Source organism: Rhizobium sp. BT-226 (genome assembly GCF_025847085.2).
In the GTDB taxonomy this organism is placed as follows: domain Bacteria; phylum Pseudomonadota; class Alphaproteobacteria; order Rhizobiales; family Rhizobiaceae; genus Rhizobium; species Rhizobium sophorae.
On the sequence record NZ_JAOYTI010000008.1, the window covers coordinates 122597 to 142445 of the forward strand.

Genomic DNA, 19849 nt, shown 5'->3' on the forward strand with positions numbered 1-19849 from the left:
AATCGGTATCAAAGAGAAATCGATATGATCGCTGCAAAACCCAATTCGCTCGTTGCCCGCCTCTCTGCCCCGCCCATTCCCTCCGTCGTCGCCTGGAGCCGCGAATACAAGGGCGAAAAAGGGCCGCTCATCGATTTGTCGCAAGCCGTGCCCGGCTATCCCGCGCATCCGGAGATGCTTCGGCTTCTTGCCGAGGCGGCCGGACAACAGGCGATGACGGGATACGGGCCGATCGAGGGCGAGCCTCTGTTACGCAAGACCTACGCGGCTCACCTCGCCGAGCTTTACGGCGCCGACCTTTCCGCCGGCAATATCCACGTTACCGCCGGCTGCAATCAGGCGTTCATGTGCGCAGCGATCGCGCTTGCGTGCGCCGGCGATACGGTGGCGCTCACCAATCCCTTCTATTTCAATTACGACACGACGCTGTCGATGCTGGGGATCGAGCGCCGATCGGTCGATTGCGACCCTGCCAATGGGTTTCTTCCCGATCCGCGTTCGGCCGAAGCGGCCCTTGCGGCCGGCGCGAAGGTGCTTGCCGTCGTCACACCCAACAATCCCACCGGGGCCGTGTATCCACCAAGCCTGCTTCACGAGCTTTTTGTTCTCTGTCGGAAATATGGCGCCTGGCTGATCCTCGATGAAACCTATCGCGACTTCCTCGGCGAGGATTATGGGCGGCCGCACTCTCTTCTCTCCGAGCCGGGCTGGGAGGACACGCTCGTCCTTCTCTACAGCTTCTCGAAATCCTTCTGCATCCCCGGTCACAGACTGGGGGCGATCACGGCAGGCCCCAAACTCGTCGCCGAGATCGCCAAGGTGATGGACAATATGCAGATCTGCGCGCCGCGCTCGCCTCAGGTCGCCGTTGCATCGGCGATCCCGGCGCTCGCTGACTGGCGGGCCGGCAACCGGCTGGAGATCGCCCGCCGGGCTCAGGCGTTGAGGCAGGTCTTTTCCGGGTTGCCGGATTGGGAGATCGGAGCGATCGGCGCCTATTTTGCCTTTGTCCGTCATCCCTATGCCGATCGATCGTCTTCAGAGGTCGCTGAAAAACTCGCCAAAGAGTCCGGCATCGTCTGTTTGCCCGGCGCCTATTTCGGCGAAGGTCAGGAGCGTTACCTCAGACTGGCCTTTGCCAATGCGGATGTCGCCTCGATCGGGCTATTATCCGAACGCCTTTGCTAGGCCGCTGCGATCAACCTCCGGCGGAAGTTCATGATAGCCACCGCGCCAGTAGAGTAGCGGCCCTATGCCCTGCCGGATTTCGATCGCGCAGATATGCCCGACCAAAATGGCGTGGGAATGGTAGTGGAATGCGGTTTCGAGCTTGCAGTCAAGCACCGTCAGGGCCCTTTCAAGGGCGGCGGCGCCAGTCTTGAGGCGATACCATCCCGCGTTGCCGTAGCGCTCCGTGCCCTTTCGCCCGTCAAGACCGGCAAAGGATTGCGCCACCTGCTGCTGGTCGGCGGCGAGCACGTTGACACAGAAGCAGCCGTATCGTTGCAGCGCCGGCCATGAGGAAGATGCGCGGTTGACGCTGACGATGACGGAAGGCCGCTCCGCCGAAAGCGAGGAGACCGACGTTGCGGTAAAACCGGTCCGGTCTTGACCGTCGCCGACCGTAATCACGCTGACGGCACCCGCCAGATGACGCATCGAAAGCTTGAAGTCCGCCTCACTGATCAAAGCCTCGACACTCATCGGGCTGGCTCTTTCGTTTTGGCAAAGCGGTTTACAGGCATTGAAAGACCGAGGTTTTCACGCAAGGTCTTGCCTTCGTATTCCTCACGGAACAGCCCGCGGCGTCGAAGCTCCGGCAGGACAAGCCGCACGAAGTCGTCGAGACTGGACGGCAAGGTCGGGAACATCAGGATGAAGCCGTCGGCGGCGCGCGTTTCGAACCATTCCTCCATGTAGTCGGCAATCTGGGCCGGCGTGCCTGTCATGCCATTGCCGGTATGCTTCTCGGCATAGTGCCGGATGAGTTCGCCGACGGTGCGGCCGCTTCTGACGAAATCGACCAGTTCGTCAAACAAAGCGCGCGATCCCTTGGGCGCCGGCGGCAGCCGATCCATGGGGAAAGGCTTGTCGAGAGCCACGTCGCGCAGGTCCGCTTCCAGGAATTCGGAAAGCATCAGCCGGCCGACATCAGGATGCATCTTGTCGATCAGATAATCCACCTTCGCCTTTGCCTCGGCTTCGGTTTCACCGACGTTGATGACGATGCCCGGCATGATTTTCAGATCGTCCGGATCGCGCCCATAGGCCGGCATCCGGTTCTTGACGTTTTCGTAGAAGGCGCGGTTGCGATCGATATTCGATGCGAGGCTGAAGACGATTTCGGCGGTGCGTGCCGCCATGTCCATTCCGGGTTCCGAACCGCCCGCCTGGGCGATGACGGGGCGGCCCTGGGGTGTTCGCGCGATGTTGAGGGGGCCGCGAACCTGGAAATGTTTGCCCTTGTGGTTAAGCGTGTGGTGCTTGTCCTTGTCATAGTAGACCCCGTTTTCACGGTCGAGAAGCAGTGCGCCATCCTCGAAGCTGTCCCAAAGGCCGAACACGACATCGACGAATTCGTTGCCGCGCTCATAGCGTAACGCATGCGGGTCGAGCCCCTCGCGATTGAAGTTGTAGCCGGTTTCGTCGTGATCGGAGGTGACGACATTCCAGCAGACGCGACCCTTGCTCAGATGGTCGATCGAGGCGAACAGACGCGCGACATTGTATGGCTCGTAATAACTCGTCGAGACCGTCGCCACCAGACCGAGATCATTGGTGGTAACCGCCAGAGCCGACAGCAGCGAGAGGGGTTCGAAACGGTTCATCTTGGTCGGAATGCGGGCAAGCGCATTGGCGTCGCCGACGGCAGCAGCGGGCGAATCCGCCATAAACATGAAATCGAATTTAGCCGCCTCGGATCGCTTGGCGACATCGAGCAGATGAGCGAAGTCGTTGGCCCCATTGACGTCGCTTGCCGGATGCAGCCAGGAGGCCGGATGAAAGCCGAACGTATAGACGAAAGTCCCGAGTTTCATCTTGTCGGTCCGCGCCATCGAGCTCTCCTGCTATGTCGGCCATGCCGCCAAGGAAAGGCGACTGCGCAAATTATCGCCAGGCGCAAATTTTCATCAATATCGCTCAGCTAGGTTCCGTTTTAGTTTTTCTAAAGTATCGACTTAGGCGCGGACGCCACGGCCTGCTGACGAGAAATAGCGACGAGCCAATCGCGGAATTCGCGCCCGTGGGGCTTCTGCAAGGCGGCCCGATCCCAGGCGAGAAAATAGCTTTCACGCAGTGCAATGCGCATGTCGACCGGAATGACGAGCGTTTGCGCCTCAAGCTCATCTGATATCATCGACATTTGTGCAAGCACGACGCCGCGCTTGTTGACGGCTGCGTCAATTGCACTGCTCGACAGGGTGAAGGAAAGGCCCGGTGTCGACGCATCGAAGGAGACACCGGCCTTGGCGGCAAAATCCGCCCAGCTGGGGTAGGGAGTGAAGTGCCGTTCCCACTCGACGTGGAGGAGGGGCTGCTCGAAAAGATCGCGAGCCGCATGCGCCCGATCCTGCATCAGCGCCGGCGAACAGGCAGGCACCACCCAATCGCGAAACAGTTCGGTATAATGTTCGTGCTGGAGGACGTCCGATCCATAGCTGACGCGGAAATCGACATCGTCGAAGCCGATCCGAGGCTCCCTGTCGCGTCCGATAATCCTCACTGGAACGTCGGGATGAAGCGCCTGCCAGTCGAAGATGCGCCTGCCGATCCATTTGTTGACGACGGAGGAAAGCGCACTGAGCACCAAGGCCGTCTCGTTGCGCGCCTTTTCCAACAGTTGCTGGGCGAGCGCAAATTGCTCGAACCCCTTCGATATCTCCTGATGGTAGAGCCGGCCCCAAGCAGTCAGCTCGACGGTTCGTCCGCTGCGCTCCAGAAGCGAAATTCCAAGAAAGCTCTCGATCTTGCGAATCTGCTGGCTGATGGCCCCCGGCGAAACGCTGAGGTCCAGTGCCGCGGCCGTCACGCCGCCACAGCGCCCCACCGCCTCGAACGCCTGCAAACTTTTCAGCGGGATCGCCTTGAGGCGCTCATCGGTCACTTGCAGAACCTCTCGTGATTTGCGTCGAACTCAATTTGCTGCCGGATGAAACGTCCCCGCAAACTGGAACCGGTCGCCTGGATGGGTAAACTCGACATATGTCACCGTACGACCGTTCTGCCAGGTCTGGCGGATGAGGCTAAGGCAGGCCTCGCCGCGTTCCGTCTGCAGGATCCGCGCCGTCGTGGTGTCGGCCGAGACAGCGCGAATGACATGTTTGGCCTTGGACCAGGGAACCTCGTCAAGCAGCCATTTGCCGGGCGGGATTGAAGCAAAGCTCTCCTCTCTCGCCCGTGGGACAGCATCGAGCATGATGATCCGCCGCTCGATGGCATTCGGCCTGCCATCGACGATATGCAGGCATTGGAGCCTGAGGACTTCCGCATCGGCTGGCTCCGACAGCTGCTGCGCCTCCGCCTCTCCAAGACGCTCGATCTTACGCGCGAGGATTTCGAAGCGGTGTTCGTGCCCGGCCAGTTCCGCTTCGGTGCTGATATCCTGGATATCCATCACCGTGCGGTCGATCTGGGGCGATGCGACAAACGAACCCGTCTTGCGCCGTCTGACGATCATGCCGCGCTCGGCGAGCGCCGACAGCGCCTTGCTGACGGTCATCCTCGAGCAGCGATATTCCGCCGCGAGTTCATGCTCGACGGGAATACGGTCACCGGGCCGCCAATCGCCGCTGATGATCTTCGTCTCGATATCCGTGAAAATACGCTGATAAATCGACACCAGGCCCGCACCTCATCCGGCGACAACGATCATAAATGCGGAACGGTCATGCCAGCGACATCGACGCCACCCGGCACAAATTTTGCGTTCCTCGTCTTTTACATTGACACTCTAGGCCCGCCTATATCTATTTGTATAGTCAAAAGCGGAACATAGAAATCCGCGCAGAGGAAATCGAAGTCGGAACCAAAACTCCTCCGCCGGGGGAATAAAACTGGAGAGATGATCATGAAGGCAAATTCACTGCTGAAGGGTCTGGTCGGCGCTGCGTTCCTCATCGGAGCAGCCGTTTCCGCCCACGCAGCCGACACGCTGGCAGCCGTCAAGGCAGCCGGAACCCTCAAGGTTGGCACCGAAACGGCTTTCGCACCGTTCGACTATATCGATGCCGGCGAACATACCGGCTTGAACGTCGATCTCTTTGCCGAGATCGGCAAGGAACTCGGCGTCAAGATCGAGTGGGTCGCCCTTCCCTGGGACGGCGTCTTCCCCGCGCTCGAGGCCGGCAAGTTCGATGTCGTCGCAGGTCCTGCAACAATCACCAAGAAGCGCTTGGAGCGCTATCGCTTCACGCCGCCGATCGCCGAAGCAACGATCGCCATTCTGAAGAAGGCTGGCGACACGACGATCAGCAAGCCGGAAGATATTGCCGGCAAAACGATCGGTGTCGGCAAGGCAACTGCCCAGCTCGACCAGTTGAAGGAATTCTCCGGCACCCTGCCTACCAAAGTCGACGTGCGCGAATATCCCGCCTTTACCGAATCCTACGCCGATCTCGCCGCCGGCCGCATTGCCGGCGTTGCCAACTCGCTGCCGAATATCGCCTTCGTCGCGAGCCAGCGAAAAGGCACGTTCGAAGTTGTTCTGCCGCCATTCGGCAAGAAGTCCTATTTCGGCTTCATCGGTCTCAAGGATGCCGATCATGCGCCCCTGATGGATGCAATCGATGCCGCTATGCTCAAGATCAAGGCAGACGGACGTATGGCAGAGCTGCAAAAGAAGTGGTTTGGTGCGTCTTTCGAGACGCCTGATGCTGTCAAGGATCCGGCATTCTGATTAGCCGCCGGTGAAACGAACGCGCCCCGCCTGTGGTCGGGGCGCAATCCGCCGTGGGATCAGAGTTCACGGCCGCAGCGCCCAGGCAAACACCGCCCATGTCCATCAAGCTATTCGAACTGCTTCTGCAAGCCTCGATCTACACGGTGACGATCAGCGTGGTTTCCATCTTGATCGGCTTTGCGATCGCGATCGTCATTTCAGCCATGCTGCTCTCACGGCAACGGCTTTTCATGCTGCCGGCGCAGATTTTCATCAGTTTCTTTCGTGGTGCACCGCTGCTGGTCCAGCTGTTGCTGATCTATAACCTGCTGCCGGCGATCGGCATCAACGTGCCGAGCCTCGTTGCGGCCATCGTTGGTCTTTCGCTGTGTACTGCAGCCTATCAGGCTGAAAATCTGCGCGGCGGTTTTTCCAGCGTTCCCGCGGGCTTGGTCGAGTCGGCTGAAATGGTCGGCATGACACCCGTTCAGATCTTCCGCCGCATCAAGGCGCCGATCGCCCTGCGCCTGACTTTCCCGGCACTCGTCAATGAAGCGATCCTTATTCTGAAGGCGTCTTCGCTCGTCTCCGTCGTCGGAATCGTCGAGCTGACACGCATGGCTCAGGACCTTGCTGGCAGCACCTTCCTGCCGCTCGAGATTTTCGCTTCCGCGGGTCTGATCTATCTCATCATCAATTGGATCGTTGCCCTTGCGGGCGGCCTGATCGAACGCTCCCTGCCAGGAGTGCCGCGATGACCTTCGACACCAATGTGATTTTCAGCAACTTGCCGGAGATCCTCAACGGTGCGTGGGTCACCATCCTCATCTGGATCGTCACCACTCTAGCCGCTGCCGTACTGGGTTTCTTTGTCGCTGTCGCGCGACGTTTTGGCGGCGTGCTGCTGGACAGAGCGTTCGGCATTGTCATCGCAGTGCTGCGCGGCACGCCCTTCCTGATTCAGATATTCCTCGTCTACTATGGCGGCCCCTTCATCGGATTGTCGCTCGATCCGATCCCGGCCGGCATCGTCGGCCTTTCCATCTACGGCGCGGCTTATTTCAGTGAGATCTTCCGCTCGGGCTTTGCCGCCGTCCCGAAGGGACATATCGAGGCCGGCCTGTGCGTTGGCCTGACACAAGGGCAGATCATCCGGCGCATATTGCTGCCGGAGATGACCATGCTGGTGCTGCCACCTTCGGTCAACATGACGATCATTCTCATGAAGGAGACGGCCGTTCTGTCCATCATCACCGTGCCGGAGTTGACGGCGACACTCAGCGCCATCGGCTCGCAGCAATATGCTTTCGTCGAGGCGCTCTTCGTCCTTGCGCTATTTTATTGGGTACTGGTCGAAATCACCGGCTGGCTCGGCCATCTCGCCGAAACGAAACTCACCAGATTCAGGTTTTTCAACATATGAGCGTTCCTGCGATCGCAGTCAAAAATCTTGTCAAGACGTTCGGCGGTTCCACCGTGTTGCACGGCATCGACCTCGAAATCGAGCAGGGACAAGTTTCCTGCGTCATCGGCCCATCGGGATCCGGCAAGAGTACGCTGCTGCGCTGCATGGCGTTTCTAGAGGAATCGACGAAGGGGACAATCACCGTCAACGGCGAGGTGCTTGGCTTTGCGGAAAACACCAAGGGCGTCCGGGAGCGGGTGCCGGCGCCGGTGAACCGGCAGATCCGATCGCAGATCGGGATGGTTTTTCAGCAGTTCAATCTCTGGCCGCACATGACGGCGCTCGGCAATGTCAGCGAGGCGCTGAAGACGGTTCACAAGATGAGCCGCAGGGATGCGGAGGAGCGGGCCATGGCCCAACTCGTCAAGGTCGGTCTCGAGGGCCGGGCGGGGCACTATCCCTCGCAGCTCTCGGGAGGGCAGCAGCAGCGCGTTGCCATCGCCCGCGCCCTTGCCCTCAACCCGAAGATCATGCTGTTTGACGAGCCAACCTCGTCACTCGATCCCGAGCTGACCGGCGAGGTGCTCAACGTCATGCGCGATCTCGCCGCCGAGGGCATGACGATGGTCGTCGTTTCCCACGAGATCGGATTTGCCGCGACGGTCGGCCAGCAGATCATCTTTCTCGATCACGGCAAGGTGCTGTTCACCGGCCCGCCGCAGGACGTCTTCAAACGACCGAGAAACCCCCGCCTCGAACAATTCCTGGACACCTATATCGATCGCGGGGCCTCGATGCTGCTGTGAAGCTCATGTCCTTCCGGATTGTCGGGCAGACCTCGGCGGATGTCGGGTTCAGCCAATTTCCTCTTCGAGTATTTTCACGGGCCGGTCCCACTGGATGAGCACGACACAGCCGGTATCGCTCCAGACCGAGTGTTCGCTGCCCGGCGCGTTGACGATATAACTGCCGCTGATGTAATCGCCCGTCTCGTCGGATTGAATGCCGTCGAGCACCAGGATGGTCTCGAGCCCCTCGTGGCGATGGCGGGGAACGGAGGCGCCGGGTTCATATTTCAACAGCGCCACGCCTGGCTGATCGCCCTCGAAGGGGCGAATCCAGTGAATGGTGACATCATCGCGGAAAGGGCCGAATTCCAGCTCCTTCCAGCCGCCTGACGTCAGGCGATGGCGGGTCGTTTCAGGCATGGGCGATGCTTTCCAGAATGTCGTCGACATGGGCGGTCCAGCCGATGATCGCACCCTGGGCGCGGATCATGGCGATGGCTGCGGCTTTGAATTCGGGAAAATAGCTTTCCGTCGCCTCTTCGGCGAGCAGGCATTCATAGCCGCGGTCGTTTGCTTCGCGCATCGTCGTCTGCACGCAGACTTCGGTGGTGACACCGGCAAAGACGAGCTGACGAATGCCCTTCTGCTGCAGCACGGTGCCGAGCTCGGTCGCGTAGAAGGCGCCCTTGCCGGGTTTTTCGATGACGACTTCGCCCTTCACAGGGGCGAGTTCCGGCAGGATTGCCGTGCCGGGTTCGCCTGAGATCAGGATGCGGCCCATCGGGCCTTCGTCGCCGATCCTGAGCGACGGGTTGCCGCGGTCGCGTTTGGCTGGCGGCAGGTCGGAAAGGTCCGGCCGGTGGCACTCCATCGTATGGATCACAGGCAGGCCGGCATTGCGGAAACCCTGGATGAGGCGTTTGACATCAGGCACGATCCTGGTGATGCGGCTGACATCATTGCCGAGGCTTGCACCGAAACCGCCCGGCTCGGCGAAATCCCGCTGCATGTCGATAACGATGAGGGCGAGCTCGTCGTGCTTCACCGGAAAGGCGAAAGGTTCGGCCTTGATCTCCATCATCAATGATGCCCCGCCATGTGGGCGCCGATCACGCCAATATCGGCCGAGCGCGCCGGTGTCTCGTAAACCAGCTTGCCTTCCGAAATGACCATGATGCGGTCGGACATCTCGAGCAGTTCGTCGAGGTCTTCGGACAGCAGCAGCACGGCGGCACCCAGATTGCGGGCTTTCATGATTCGGGCGCGGATTTCGGCAACGGCCGAGAAATCGAGGCCGAAACAGGGGTTCGAGACGATCAGCAGATCCACCTCGCCCGTCAGTTCGCGGGCGAGCACCGCCCGCTGCACGTTGCCGCCCGAAAGCGCTGCGATTGGCGAGGAGGAAGAGGCCGTCTTGACCTTGAAGTCGGAGATCAGCGCCGAGGCACGCTTCTTCATGCTGCCCTTGTTCAGCCAGATTGCGTCCTTGCCGTCCGACTTCAAGTCGAAGGTGCGAAACGCAAGGTTCTCGCTCACGGTCATTTTCGGCGCACAGGCATTCTGCAACGGTTCTTCGGGGATGAAACGCACCCTGTTCTTGCGGGTTTCATCGCGGGTGGCGCCGTAAGCCTCGCCATTGACCGTGACCTGGCCGCTATCCGTCGGGCGCTGGCCGGCCAGAATTTCCGTCAGCTCCTTCTGGCCGTTGCCCGATATGCCGGCAATGCCGACGATCTCGCCGGAGCGGACCGTCAGCGTGTCGATCTCGATCGTCTTCAGGCCGGAGCGATCCGGGGCCTTCACCTGGCTGACGGTCAAGACCGGTCTTGCCGCTTCTGCCACCGGCAGACGGCTGTCGAGCTCGGCGAGCTTGACGTCGCCGATCATCATCCCCGCCATCTCGGCGGTGGAGAGCTCGCCGACCTTGCCGGTGCCGACCAGCTTGCCGCGCCGCAGGATCGAGACGGCATCGGCGAACTTCGTCACCTCGTGGAACTTGTGGGAAATCATCAGCACCGTGAGCTCGCCGCGCTCGGTCATCCCGCGGACGATGCCGAGCATCTCATCGGCTTCGGCGGGCGTCAGCACCGAGGTCGGCTCGTCGAGAACGAGGAAGGAGCGGCCGAGATAGAGCTGCTTGACGATTTCGAGCTTCTGTTTTTCGCCGGCCGCGAGCTCGCTCACCGGTCTGTCGAGCGGGATCTTGAACGGCATGCGCTCCATGAAACCCGCCAGATCCTTGCGCTCCCTGGCCCAGTTGATCACCGCGGGCACTTCGCTACGGCTGATGACCAGATTTTCCGCGCCGGTCAGAGAGGGAACCAGTGTGAAATGCTGGTAGACCATGCCGAGCCCATAGGCCGCGGCATCCTTGGGTGAGGCCACCGCCACCTCGCGGCCGTCGACCGACAACGAGCCTGACGTTGCGTGATAGAAGCCCATGATGCATTTGACGAGTGTCGACTTGCCGGCGCCGTTTTCGCCGAGAAGCGCGTGAAAAGACCCGGCCGGAACGGCGATCGAGACGTTGTCGAGCGCGGTGAAGCTGCCGAAACGCATGGTCATATCGAGCGTCTCGATGCCGACGGCCTTGCCGGCTTGCGGAAGGGGCGTGTCGCGGACTGTGCTCACTTCATTGCTCCTTTTCGACGATGATGGCGACGGGACCGCCGCCGGGCGGACCCTGGTGTTCGGCGCCGCCGGACACATAGAGATCGGTAATGCCGAAGATGCCGGCGAGAACGCCGCCGACGAAGGCACGGGCATGGCGGGTGCCTGCAATATCCGAGTCATCGAGCATCGTGTGGCGCCTGCCGTCGATCCTGCCGGACGGGTCCGGCTCGGCCTTGGCGAGAACCGCCGCCAGCCGGCTGTTTTCCGGCAGGCGTTCGCGGGCTTTCCTGACGGAATGCGCGTCGATCGCATCCCGCATGACCGCGTGGTCGATCGACAGCGGACCGGACCATTTTGCGCTCATGCCGAGGACGATGATTTCGTGATCGGCGAGTTCGACCCCGGACGAGGTTGAGGCGCAGCGGGAAAAGAGATCGAAACGTGTGCAGATGTCGGCATCGCCGATCGATGTCGCATCTATCTCGCCGAGTGCCACGGCGACGCCGAGAGCCGAAGCGCCGCGCGAGAGGCCCATGGATTTCAGCGTGTCGTGGGTTGCGACCGTCCTGCCTGCTGCCTCGGCCTCGGCAATCCGGCGCGAGGTGAGCAGCGGACACTTGATCTGCACGAAATGGACATCGGCGGGATCATCGATGCCGGCATCCCTCATCGCGGACTTCACGCCTTCGGCAACGAGCAGGATCTGTTCCCGGCGCCCGAGATGTTCGGGGGGCAGCGCGGGGGTACGCGACACACCAATGGCCAGCGCCCGTTCGCCCGGGGTTTCTACGGTTTCACGCGCAAAAACCGTCCAATGCGGCGAGAGCGCCCCCTCGGTGCCGCCGGACATGATGATCGAGACGCCGTCGACGCCATATCTACTGAACAATGTCTCGAAGCTGCGGGTGGCATAACCGCGGGTAAAATCATTGACGCAGCCGTTGCCTTCCGTCTTGCCGAGAACGGCGACGACGTTGTTCGCCTGAAGGCCGCTGGCAAAGAGCGCCTCGACGCCGGCAACGTCATCGGGGCCGTCGGCTGGCACGCGAAAGACATGGGCACGCAATGACGGCATCAGGGCAGCGCCTCGACTAGAGCCGCGGAATTGGAGACCGAGCCGAAGACGCCGCCCTGCATCTTCACCATCTTGATCGCGGCGAGGTGGTTTCCGTAATCGGTCGCACCGCAGCAATCCTCCAGCAGCAAGCATTCGTAGCCGCGGTCGTTCGCCTCGCGCATCGTCGTCGAGACGCAAACATCGGTGGTGATCCCGGTGAGGATAATGTTCTCGATGCGCTTCTGGTTGAGGATGAGTTCGAGGTCAGTGGCGCAGAACGAACCCTTGCCGGGCTTGTCGATGATCGTCTCGCCTTCGATCGGGTAGAGTTCGGGAATGATGTCCCAGCCGGGTTCGCCCCGCGTCAGGATGCGGCCGCAGGGGCCGGGATCTCCGATGCCGGCGCCGATCCGCTGCGAGCGCCAGCGTTTGTTGGCCGGCAGATCGGCGAGGTCGGGGCGATGGCCCTCGCGGGTATGGATGATGTGGTAGCCCTTGGCCCGCATGGCGGAAAGCACGCGTTTGATGGGTTCGATCGGCGCCTGCACCAGCGACAGGTCGTAGCCCATATGGTCGACATAGCCGCCCTTGCCGCAGAAATCCGTCTGCATGTCGATGATGATGAGGGCGGTATTGTCAGGCCTCAGAGCGCCGTTATAGGGCCACGGATACGGATCGGCGTCGATAAAATGCCCTTCGGTTTCGACCATCGCGTCCATCATTCTCTCTCCTATTCCGCGGCAGGTTTGAGGGGTTCGCCGTAACGGCGCATCGGCTTGTCAAATCCGCAGGACGTGCCATCCTTGACCTTTATCTCGTCTTCCCAAGGCAGGCGGTATTTGCCGGCGACAAGGTCGTGCATGTAGGTGTAGGGCGCATCCTGCGCGCCCCCGGCAACGGCGACGTAGCCGCGATGGCCGAACTGGTAGATATTATTCTCCACACCCCAGCCGAGCCGGGCCTCGCGCACCAGATCAGGACGCACCTCGGCGGTGATGATCTCGTTGACGCGGCCGGATGTGCCGTGGGCGATGATCGTGCCGTCGAAATTGCAGATCATGCCTTCGCCCATGGAATCGAACGTGCCGTCCGAGCCGCACATGCAGACATTCGCGGTGACCATCAGGTTGCAGAAGGCGTTGGCCTGGTTGGTGAAGCGCCAGGCATCGCGGATCGGCGCCGTGTAGCCGGCTGTGCGGATCATGATTTCGGCGCCCTTATAGGCGCATTCGCGTGCCATCTCCGGGAACATGCCGTCATGGCAGATGATCAGTGCGAGCTTCGCGCCCCGTGGGCCTTCGATGACAGGGATGCCAAGATCGCCGGGCTCCCAGGGCTCGACGGGGATCCAGGGATGCATCTTGCGGTAATAGAGCTTCAACTGGCCCTGATCGTCGATGACGATGCCGGAATTGTAGGGCATGCCGCCAGGGTTCAGCTCCATGATCGAGAAGCAGCCCCAGATCCGGTTGTCCCTGCAGGCCTGCTTGAAGGCCGCGACCTCCGGCCCGTCGAGCGTGCACATGATCTCCGGATTGATGTCCATGGAAAGGCCATGCAGCGCGTATTCGGGAAAGACGACGAGGTCCATGCCCGGCTGATTGCGCCGTGCTTTGGCCACCAGATCGACGATCACCTGCGTCTGTTTTGCCAAGTCCGCTTTGGTGACGGTCACCGGCAGCTGGAGCTGAACGAGGCCGATACCGACGCCGTGTTCGGATTTGTTGAGACCGCCAAGTCCGTTCATCGGAATGCTCCGTTATTTCGTGAGCGACAGCGCACCCGGCGCACCCGCGAGCGAACGGGTGGGCGAGGACGTGGCGATCAGGATGATGAGGGTGAGCACGTAAGGCGCGGCGTAAAAAAGGTAGTAGCCTTGTGTGACGCCGACCGATTGCAGCGCCGGGCCGAGCGCGCCGGCGCCGCCGAAAAGCAGGGCAGCGAGAAAGCAGCCAATCGGATTCCAGCGAGCGAAGATGACGAGAGCCACGGCCATCAGGCCCTGGCCCGACGAGATGCCTTCGTTCCATGAGCCCGGATAATAGAGCGAGAGGTAGGCGCCGCCGATTGCCGCCAGCGAACCGCCCACTGCCGTTGCCAGCAAGCGAACCCGATCCGGGTGGATGCCCATGGCCCGGGCCGCGTCGGTGCTATCGCCGACGACGCGCAGGATCAGGCCGATGCGGGTGTTCTTGAAGGCCCAGAACAGGAAAAGGGCAAGTGCCGCGCCGATGAAGAACAGCACGTTGATATTGAGCGCCGCCTGGACCTGCGGAGTGCTCGACCAGCCGCCGAGCGGGATCGAGGGTAGTTTCGGGGCAACCGGCTGGATGAAGGATTTGCCGAGGAAGAACGCCATGCCGAGACCGAACTGCATCATGGCGATGCCGATGGCGATGTCGTTGACCTTGGGGAACTTGCAGATCCAGCCGTGGATGAGGCCGAAGATCGCGCCCGCCATCATGGCAGCCAGCACACCGAGGGTCGGCGAGCCGGTCATGACGGCCACCGCATAGGCCGTCATGGCGCCGAAGACGAGCGTGCCTTCGAGCCCGAGATTGATGCGGCCGGAGCGTTCGGTGATCGTCTCGCCGAGGCTGACGAAGATGAATGGGGTGGAAACGCGGATGGCGCCCGCGAAGATCGCCAGCGGCACGCCCCAGATGCCGATGCCTGTCTCTTCCATCAGAGGCTCCTTTTCCAGAGGTCGGGATTGAAGATCTTGAAGCGGCCGTAGAAGGTTTCGCAGAACAGAATGACGATGAAGAGCGTCCCCTGCAGCACCAGAACCGTCGCATCCGGCAGGCCCATGCGCCGCTGGATGAGGCCGCCCGAGGCGTCAATGCCGCCGAGCAGGATCGCGACCGGAATGATCGCCAGCGGATTGTGCCTGGCGAGGAAGGCGACGAGGATGCCGGTATAACCATAGCCGGCGGCAAGGGAGGCGTTGGCACTTCCCTGCACTGCCGCCACTTCGATCATGCCCGCCAGACCAGCAAAGCTGCCGGCAAGCGCGGTAAATCCGGCGATCAGCTTGCCGACCGGCAGTCCCTGTATCTGGGCGGCGCGCACGTTGCCGCCGGCGATGCGGGCGGCAAAACCGTAGCTCGTCGCTTCGATCACGATCCAGGAGACCATGCAGGCGAGGATGCCGATGACCAGGCCCCAATGCACGTCCATGCCGGGAATATTGCCGAGCATGTAGTCCGCCGGCAGCGGCCTGGTCGACGGCTTGTTGAGGCTTGCAGGATCGCGGAGCAGCCCTTCGACGAACTGGTTCATCAGGGCGATGGCGATATAGGAGAGCAGCAGTGAGGAGATGGTTTCGTTGACGCCGCGGTAGTGGCGCAGGAAACCGGCAAGGCCGATCCAGATGCCGCCGACCACCATGGCAGCGATTGCCATCAGAATGAGGGTGAGGAAAACAGGCGCGGTGCCGGCGAGCGGCAGAGCCATGGCTGCGGCAGCAACGCCGCCCAGCACGACCGCTCCTTCCCCGCCGATGATGACGAGGCCGAGACGGGCGGGCAGGGCGACGCAGAGTGCCGTCAGGAGAAGGGGTGCGGCACGACTTAAGCTGTTCTGCACCGAAAACCAGCTGCCGAAGCCGCCGGTATACATCAGTTGGAAGAGGGTGGCCGGCGACTTGCCGACCGCCAGGATGAAGAGGGAGAAGAGCGCAAGACCGATCAGGATGGCCGCGAGGCCGATGACAACAGGCTCGGCTCGCCGCGCGATCCATTCAAGGACGGGGCGCACCGAAGCCGGTTTTTCCACGATGGCTAGTGCGGGATCATTGGCCTCGATGGTCATGGCGCTTCTCCCTTTGTGGTTTACGCTGTGGACCCGACCACGCCCTCGACCAGATAATTCATGCTTTCGAGCTCGATCGCGTCTTCGGCGTAGCTCTTGTCGGCAGCCACGACGGTGTCGCCCTTATTGTCCTTCAACGGACCCTTGAAGACCGAGAAGCCGCCCTTCATCATCTCCGCCTGCGTGGTTTCGAAGGCCTTGCGGCCCTCCGCGGAGACGGCGGAGCCGAGCGCGCTCATCTTCACGAAGCCGTCCTTCAGGCCGCCACGCACGAAGTTGCCGAGCTTTTCGCCGGCCTGCGCCTTCTTGACGAAATCGCTATAGACGTTGCCCCAGGCCCATTCGGCACCGGTGAGATACTTTTCAGGAGCAAGCGGGCTCTGGTTGGCGTGATAGCCGCAGACGAAGGCGCCGCGGCCGGCAGCCGTCTCGACGACCACCTTGGGGCTGTCGACGTGGCAGGTGATGACGTCGGCGCCCTGATCGACCAGCGCATTGGTGGCTTCGGCCTCCTTGACGGCGAGCGACCATTCGCCGGTGAAGATCACCTGGCAGGTGATACCAGGATCGACTGTACGCGCGCCGAGCAGGAAGGCGTTGATATTCTGCAGAACCTGAGGGATCGGCTTGGCGGCGACAAAGCCGATCTTCTTGCTCTTCGTCGCATGGCCGGCGGCGATGCCGTTCAGATACTGGCCCTGGAAGATATAGCCGAAATAGGAGCCCGTATTGGCCGGGTTCTTGCCTTCCTGCCAGAGACCGCCGCAGTGGCGGAACTGGATGTCCGGATGTTTGGCGGCCATGGCCAGCATGTGCGGGTCGAAGTAGCCGAAGGAGGTCGGAAAGAGCAGGGTCGCGCCGTCCAGGTTGATCATGGATTCCATGGTCTTCTGGACATCGACGGTCTCCGGCACATTCTCTTCTTCGACCAACGTCACACCAGGCATCGCCTTGATAACGGCCGCACCTTCCGCATGCGCCTGGTTATAGCCGTAGTCGTCCTTGGGGCCGACATAGATGAAGCCGACGGTCAGCGCGGTTTGGGCTGCGGCGGAGGAGCCGATCAGGCCGGGCATGGCGCCGGCGAGCGCACCGGCAGCGGAAGCCTGGAGGAAATTGCGGCGGTTCATGGAAAGGAGTTTGGTCATCGGAATGCTCCTTGCGGCGCTGGGCCGGTTGCGAACGGTACAGAAAAGTGCATGCAATGTGCATGCCAGAAACCAATCTATTGGTTTTTATGATTTATTTCTCTGTGCAAAGTTTGCACGCTGCAAAGTGCATACAGATTATTCGAATTGCTGCGTAAAAAGTAATCAACAGGTATTTCTTATTCATTCTGCATTGTCAGGCAGTACTACGCCGCCCTTCTCAAGCTCTCTTACTCATCAGAAAGCGGAAATTTAACAATAGCTTCGCTCCTCGATTTGACTTATCGAGTCCCGAACGTCATCTGTATGCAGAGTGGTGATGTGAGCAGATTCGTATTGTGAAGCAGACGAGGCGCAAAGAAGTGATCCGTAGCGGAACCACCGTCGAACAGATGGTGCGGGCGATTGCCGATATGATCGTCACAGGTGAAATCCTGCCTGGCGCGAAGTTGGACGAGGTGTCGCTCGCGGTTCGTTTCGACGTTTCGCGCACACCGGTACGAGAGGCTCTGCGTGAGCTGGGCGCCATGGGATTGATTGCGCGCGAGCCAAACCGCAGTGCCCTCGTTACCAATGTCAGCGAGGCCTATCTGCATTCGATGTTCGAGGCGATGGCGGAGCTTGAAGCAATCTGCGCCAGGCTCTCGGCTGAGCGCATGACGGTGGATGAGCGGCGCGCGTTGGAGTTGGAGCATCTGGCATCAGTAAGGCTCGTGCATGCCGGCGCGGAAGAGGAATATTCGGCTTACAACACCCAATTCCATACCCGACTTTATCGCGGCGCGCATAACGATCATGTCTTCGAGATGGTGACGCAGACGCGGGCGCGGCTGGCGCCTTTTCGGCGGGCGCAGTTCCGTCTGCCCGGGCGTCTGGCGAAATCCTATGAGGAGCACAGCCGGATCGTGACCGCGATCATGCGCGCGGACGCCGCGGCTGCCGGGCAGGCGGCATATTCTCATGTGGAAATTGTCAGCGATGCCAGCGCGGTGTTTGCAGCGGCCGGGGAGTAACAAGGACACGGCGCCAAATATCAGGCGCTGCTAGAGCGGTTCAGCTTTTAACGGAAGCCCGAACAGCTCTATCCTTTTGTTTTTACGCAATTCCGGACGGAAAACCGCTTCGCACATTTTCCCGGAATTGCTTTGGGCCCGGCTACAAAGGACGAAAAAGCGCGCCCCGCCCCGGCACGGCCTCGTCACGTGATCCCGCGGCGAAGGGTTTGACCGATGGTCAATCACCTTCTTGCGCGACCGAACCGGCGCGCGTCGCTTCGCGCTTCAAGGCCCGCAAGTATCGCCAGGAGGATCTTTTTGAGATGATACTTCATGCTCATTTCATTTCGGGATCCTTTGATCCGTGACGTAGGCGCGCCAGCCTCCCAATTCAGTGATTTCGCGCGCCCCTTCGATTGCATGAGCCTCGCAGAGAAAACCTGAAATTTGGGAACCGTCATCGAGCGTTACCTTGCCTATGCCGAGCGGCGCCGGGATGTTCTGGACAAAGCGCCCGAAAGCTTCCGCGGTGACTTTCCAAACCTCAACCTCGAGGCCTTTGCCGTCAAAGCCGGGTTCGCGGATTAGGCCTGGCTTCGGCGGGACGGTATCGGGGAGGACGAAAAGGCGGTAATCCGGTGCAGTACGGCAGGATTTGATGCGCCTGCCGCCCGGTCGAGTCAGTTCGTGGTTGAGAGGCATACCGGTCAGATGCGCCCCAACGACGACGATCGGCACCAGGCCGTCATCGCCAGGCACAACAGGGCTTGCTTCGGGGATCGCAGCCTGCCGGTCGATGCCCATGCCGGAGCTTGCTGCGCGGTGAAGCGCATCGGCAAGCGGCGCCAGCGCATCGTCGGTGAAGGCAGGTGCAATGACGGTAACGCCGCCCGGCAGCCCACCTTTTCCGAAGCCGGCCGGAACGGCGATCGCCGCGCAATCGAGAAGGTTGACGAAATTGGTGTAACGGCCGAGGCGGCCGTTGAGCACGACGGGATTGGCCAGCATATCGGCGACCGTGTAGGTAGTCGGCGCCGTTGGCAGCAGAAGCACGTCGGCCGTTTCCCATTCGGCCTCGGTCTTGCGGCGCAATTCTTCCAGCCGGTATCGGCCGTTGAAGGCCTCGACTGCGGACTTCCCCTTGGCGCCCTCGATGATGCCTCTGACGGTCGGATCAAAATCGGCGGCATTCGTGGCGAGGAAGGTCTCGACCGCCGCCAGGCGCTCGGCGACCCACGGCCCGTCATAGAGAAGGGCGGCGGCCTCGCGGAATGGCGCGTAGTCGAACGGCACGATGGTCGCGCCGAGCGCTCTGGCCCGTTCGATCGCCTGATCGTAGAGCGCCTCCACTTCCTTGTCGCCGAAGAATTCCCGCTCGGCGTCGGCGAGGACGCCGATGCGCAACCCCGACACAGGCAGGTTCGCCGGCTTGGCGCGACGCGAGAAAGGATCGGCGGCATCATAGCCTTCGGCGACCTTGCGGATCGCAACACCGTCAGAGACGGTCGCAGCAAAAATCGTGATGCAGTCGACGCTCTTGCACGCCGGTATAGCGCCGGTATTCGGCAAGAGACCCGGGGTCGGCTTGATGCCCACCAGGTTGTTGAAGGCGGCAGGCACGCGGCCGGAGCCGGCCGTATCGGTGCCGAGTGCGAAGGTTGCGAGGCCTGAAGCCACCGTGACCGCCGATCCGGAACTCGAACCACCTGAGATATAGGCCGCATCGAAGACCGAACGCGGCGCTCCATAGGGCGAGCGCGTGCCATTGAGGCCGGTCGCGAACTGGTCGAGATTGGTCTTGCCGATGATGATGGCGCCGGCCGCCTTCAACCGTGCAACGACGGTGGAGTCGGCTTCTGGCCGATACTCATAGGCCGGGCAGGCGGCGGTCGTCGGCAAGCCGGCGGCATCGATATTGTCCTTCACGGCGAAGGGTACGCCCCAGAGCGGCAGGCTGTTTGCCTCAGGCGCGCGTGCCATCAAGGCTTTCGCGGCAGCGCGCAGTTGCTCATCCGGCACCGGGGTGATGAAGATTGCCGGATCTTTCGAGGCGGCTCGCCGCGCAATCACCTCTTCGATGGCATCGAGCGGCGTCAGGCCGGATTGATAGGCGGCGCGAAGGCTTGAGAGATCGAGGATGGTCGGCAGCATG

Annotated in this window: 20 protein-coding genes; 6 read left to right on the top strand and 14 right to left on the bottom strand. The window is 61.4% G+C overall.

Translation table 11 applies throughout. The features are described from left to right. The first annotated feature begins 24 nt into the window (after positions 1 to 24). Positions 25 to 1188: an aminotransferase gene (locus tag OIU37_RS32825; protein WP_168316099.1), complete on the top strand. Its 1164-nt coding sequence runs from the start codon at positions 25 to 27 to the stop codon at positions 1186 to 1188. Here the strand turns inward: OIU37_RS32825 and OIU37_RS32830 are convergent. The 4 genes from OIU37_RS32830 to hutC form a co-directional block, all read right to left on the bottom strand. Continuing rightward, on the bottom strand, positions 1168 to 1704 hold the full coding sequence (locus tag OIU37_RS32830) for a flavin reductase family protein (RefSeq protein ID WP_168316100.1): 537 nt from the start codon (positions 1702 to 1704) through the stop codon (positions 1168 to 1170). The two genes, OIU37_RS32825 and OIU37_RS32830, sit on opposite strands and share 21 nt — an antisense overlap. Beyond that, the gene (locus tag OIU37_RS32835; protein ID WP_168307829.1) at positions 1701 to 3056 is read right to left on the bottom strand and encodes an LLM class flavin-dependent oxidoreductase; all 1356 of its coding nucleotides are present in this window, start codon (positions 3054 to 3056) and stop codon (positions 1701 to 1703) included. Before OIU37_RS32835 ends, OIU37_RS32830 begins: the two co-directional genes overlap by 4 nt. 110 nt (positions 3057 to 3166) lie before the next feature. Further along, positions 3167 to 4105 (bottom strand): LysR family transcriptional regulator, encoded by a 939-nt coding sequence (locus OIU37_RS32840; protein WP_168307828.1) that lies wholly within the window; start codon positions 4103 to 4105, stop codon positions 3167 to 3169. 30 nt (positions 4106 to 4135) lie between these two features. Beyond that, on the bottom strand, positions 4136 to 4843 hold the full coding sequence (gene hutC / locus OIU37_RS32845; RefSeq protein WP_168308102.1) for a histidine utilization repressor: 708 nt from the start codon (positions 4841 to 4843) through the stop codon (positions 4136 to 4138). Between the two features lie 225 nt (positions 4844 to 5068). On the opposite strand from hutC, the gene OIU37_RS32850 reads away from it, so the two are divergent. The 4 genes from OIU37_RS32850 to OIU37_RS32865 all read left to right on the top strand — a co-directional run bounded on the left by OIU37_RS32850 (position 5069) and on the right by OIU37_RS32865 (position 8089). After that, positions 5069 to 5896, top strand: coding sequence for a transporter substrate-binding domain-containing protein (locus tag OIU37_RS32850; protein ID WP_168316101.1), 828 nt, complete (start codon positions 5069 to 5071; stop codon positions 5894 to 5896). A 98-nt stretch (positions 5897 to 5994) separates the two neighbouring features. Then, positions 5995 to 6636 (top strand): amino acid ABC transporter permease, encoded by a 642-nt coding sequence (locus OIU37_RS32855; protein ID WP_168307826.1) that lies wholly within the window; start codon positions 5995 to 5997, stop codon positions 6634 to 6636. After that, positions 6633 to 7301, top strand: coding sequence for an amino acid ABC transporter permease (locus OIU37_RS32860; RefSeq protein ID WP_168307825.1), 669 nt, complete (start codon positions 6633 to 6635; stop codon positions 7299 to 7301). Before OIU37_RS32855 ends, OIU37_RS32860 begins: the two co-directional genes overlap by 4 nt. After that, entirely contained in the window at positions 7298 to 8089 is a 792-nt protein-coding gene (locus tag OIU37_RS32865; protein ID WP_168307824.1) for an amino acid ABC transporter ATP-binding protein, read from the top strand. The genes OIU37_RS32860 and OIU37_RS32865 overlap by 4 nt, the downstream gene beginning before the upstream one ends. Positions 8090 to 8137: 48 nt before the next feature. Here the strand turns inward: OIU37_RS32865 and OIU37_RS32870 are convergent, their stop codons facing one another. Genes OIU37_RS32870 through OIU37_RS32910 form a run of 9 tightly spaced genes read right to left on the bottom strand, consistent with a single transcriptional unit; the run spans position 8138 to position 16702 of the window. Next, positions 8138 to 8491: a cupin domain-containing protein gene (locus OIU37_RS32870; protein ID WP_168307823.1), complete on the bottom strand. Its 354-nt coding sequence runs from the start codon at positions 8489 to 8491 to the stop codon at positions 8138 to 8140. Next, positions 8484 to 9152 (bottom strand): cysteine hydrolase family protein, encoded by a 669-nt coding sequence (locus tag OIU37_RS32875; protein ID WP_168307822.1) that lies wholly within the window; start codon positions 9150 to 9152, stop codon positions 8484 to 8486. The genes OIU37_RS32870 and OIU37_RS32875 overlap by 8 nt, the downstream gene beginning before the upstream one ends. Beyond that, positions 9152 to 10702, bottom strand: a complete 1551-nt coding sequence (locus OIU37_RS32880; protein WP_168307821.1) for an ABC transporter ATP-binding protein — start codon at positions 10700 to 10702, stop codon at positions 9152 to 9154. Before OIU37_RS32880 ends, OIU37_RS32875 begins: the two co-directional genes overlap by 1 nt. A 1-nt stretch (position 10703) precedes the next feature. Next, positions 10704 to 11759, bottom strand: a complete 1056-nt coding sequence (gene atzD, locus OIU37_RS32885) for a cyanuric acid amidohydrolase (RefSeq protein ID WP_168307820.1) — start codon at positions 11757 to 11759, stop codon at positions 10704 to 10706. Continuing rightward, positions 11759 to 12460: a cysteine hydrolase family protein gene (locus OIU37_RS32890; protein ID WP_168308101.1), complete on the bottom strand. Its 702-nt coding sequence runs from the start codon at positions 12458 to 12460 to the stop codon at positions 11759 to 11761. The genes atzD and OIU37_RS32890 overlap by 1 nt, the downstream gene beginning before the upstream one ends. Before the next feature lie 11 nt (positions 12461 to 12471). Further along, positions 12472 to 13488 carry a formamidase gene (locus OIU37_RS32895; RefSeq protein WP_168316103.1) on the bottom strand — a complete coding sequence of 339 codons (1017 nt, stop codon included), beginning with the start codon at positions 13486 to 13488 and terminating at the stop codon, positions 12472 to 12474. A gap of 12 nt (positions 13489 to 13500) precedes the next feature. Continuing rightward, entirely contained in the window at positions 13501 to 14427 is a 927-nt protein-coding gene (locus tag OIU37_RS32900) for an ABC transporter permease (RefSeq protein WP_064654449.1), read from the bottom strand. Continuing rightward, the gene (locus tag OIU37_RS32905; protein WP_264259891.1) at positions 14427 to 15554 is read right to left on the bottom strand and encodes an ABC transporter permease; all 1128 of its coding nucleotides are present in this window, start codon (positions 15552 to 15554) and stop codon (positions 14427 to 14429) included. Before OIU37_RS32905 ends, OIU37_RS32900 begins: the two co-directional genes overlap by 1 nt. A gap of 20 nt (positions 15555 to 15574) precedes the next feature. Then, on the bottom strand, positions 15575 to 16702 hold the full coding sequence (locus OIU37_RS32910) for a BMP family ABC transporter substrate-binding protein (RefSeq protein ID WP_168307817.1): 1128 nt from the start codon (positions 16700 to 16702) through the stop codon (positions 15575 to 15577). Positions 16703 to 17040: 338 nt separating this feature from the next. On the opposite strand from OIU37_RS32910, the gene OIU37_RS32915 reads away from it, so the two are divergent. Then, complete coding sequence (locus OIU37_RS32915; protein WP_180695573.1) at positions 17041 to 17715, top strand: GntR family transcriptional regulator; 675 nt, start codon at positions 17041 to 17043, stop codon at positions 17713 to 17715. A 324-nt stretch (positions 17716 to 18039) separates the two neighbouring features. On the opposite strand, the gene atzF is transcribed toward OIU37_RS32915, so the two are convergent. Continuing rightward, positions 18040 to 19848, bottom strand: coding sequence for an allophanate hydrolase (gene atzF / locus OIU37_RS32920; RefSeq protein WP_264259892.1), 1809 nt, complete (start codon positions 19846 to 19848; stop codon positions 18040 to 18042). Position 19849: the final 1 nt, after the last annotated feature.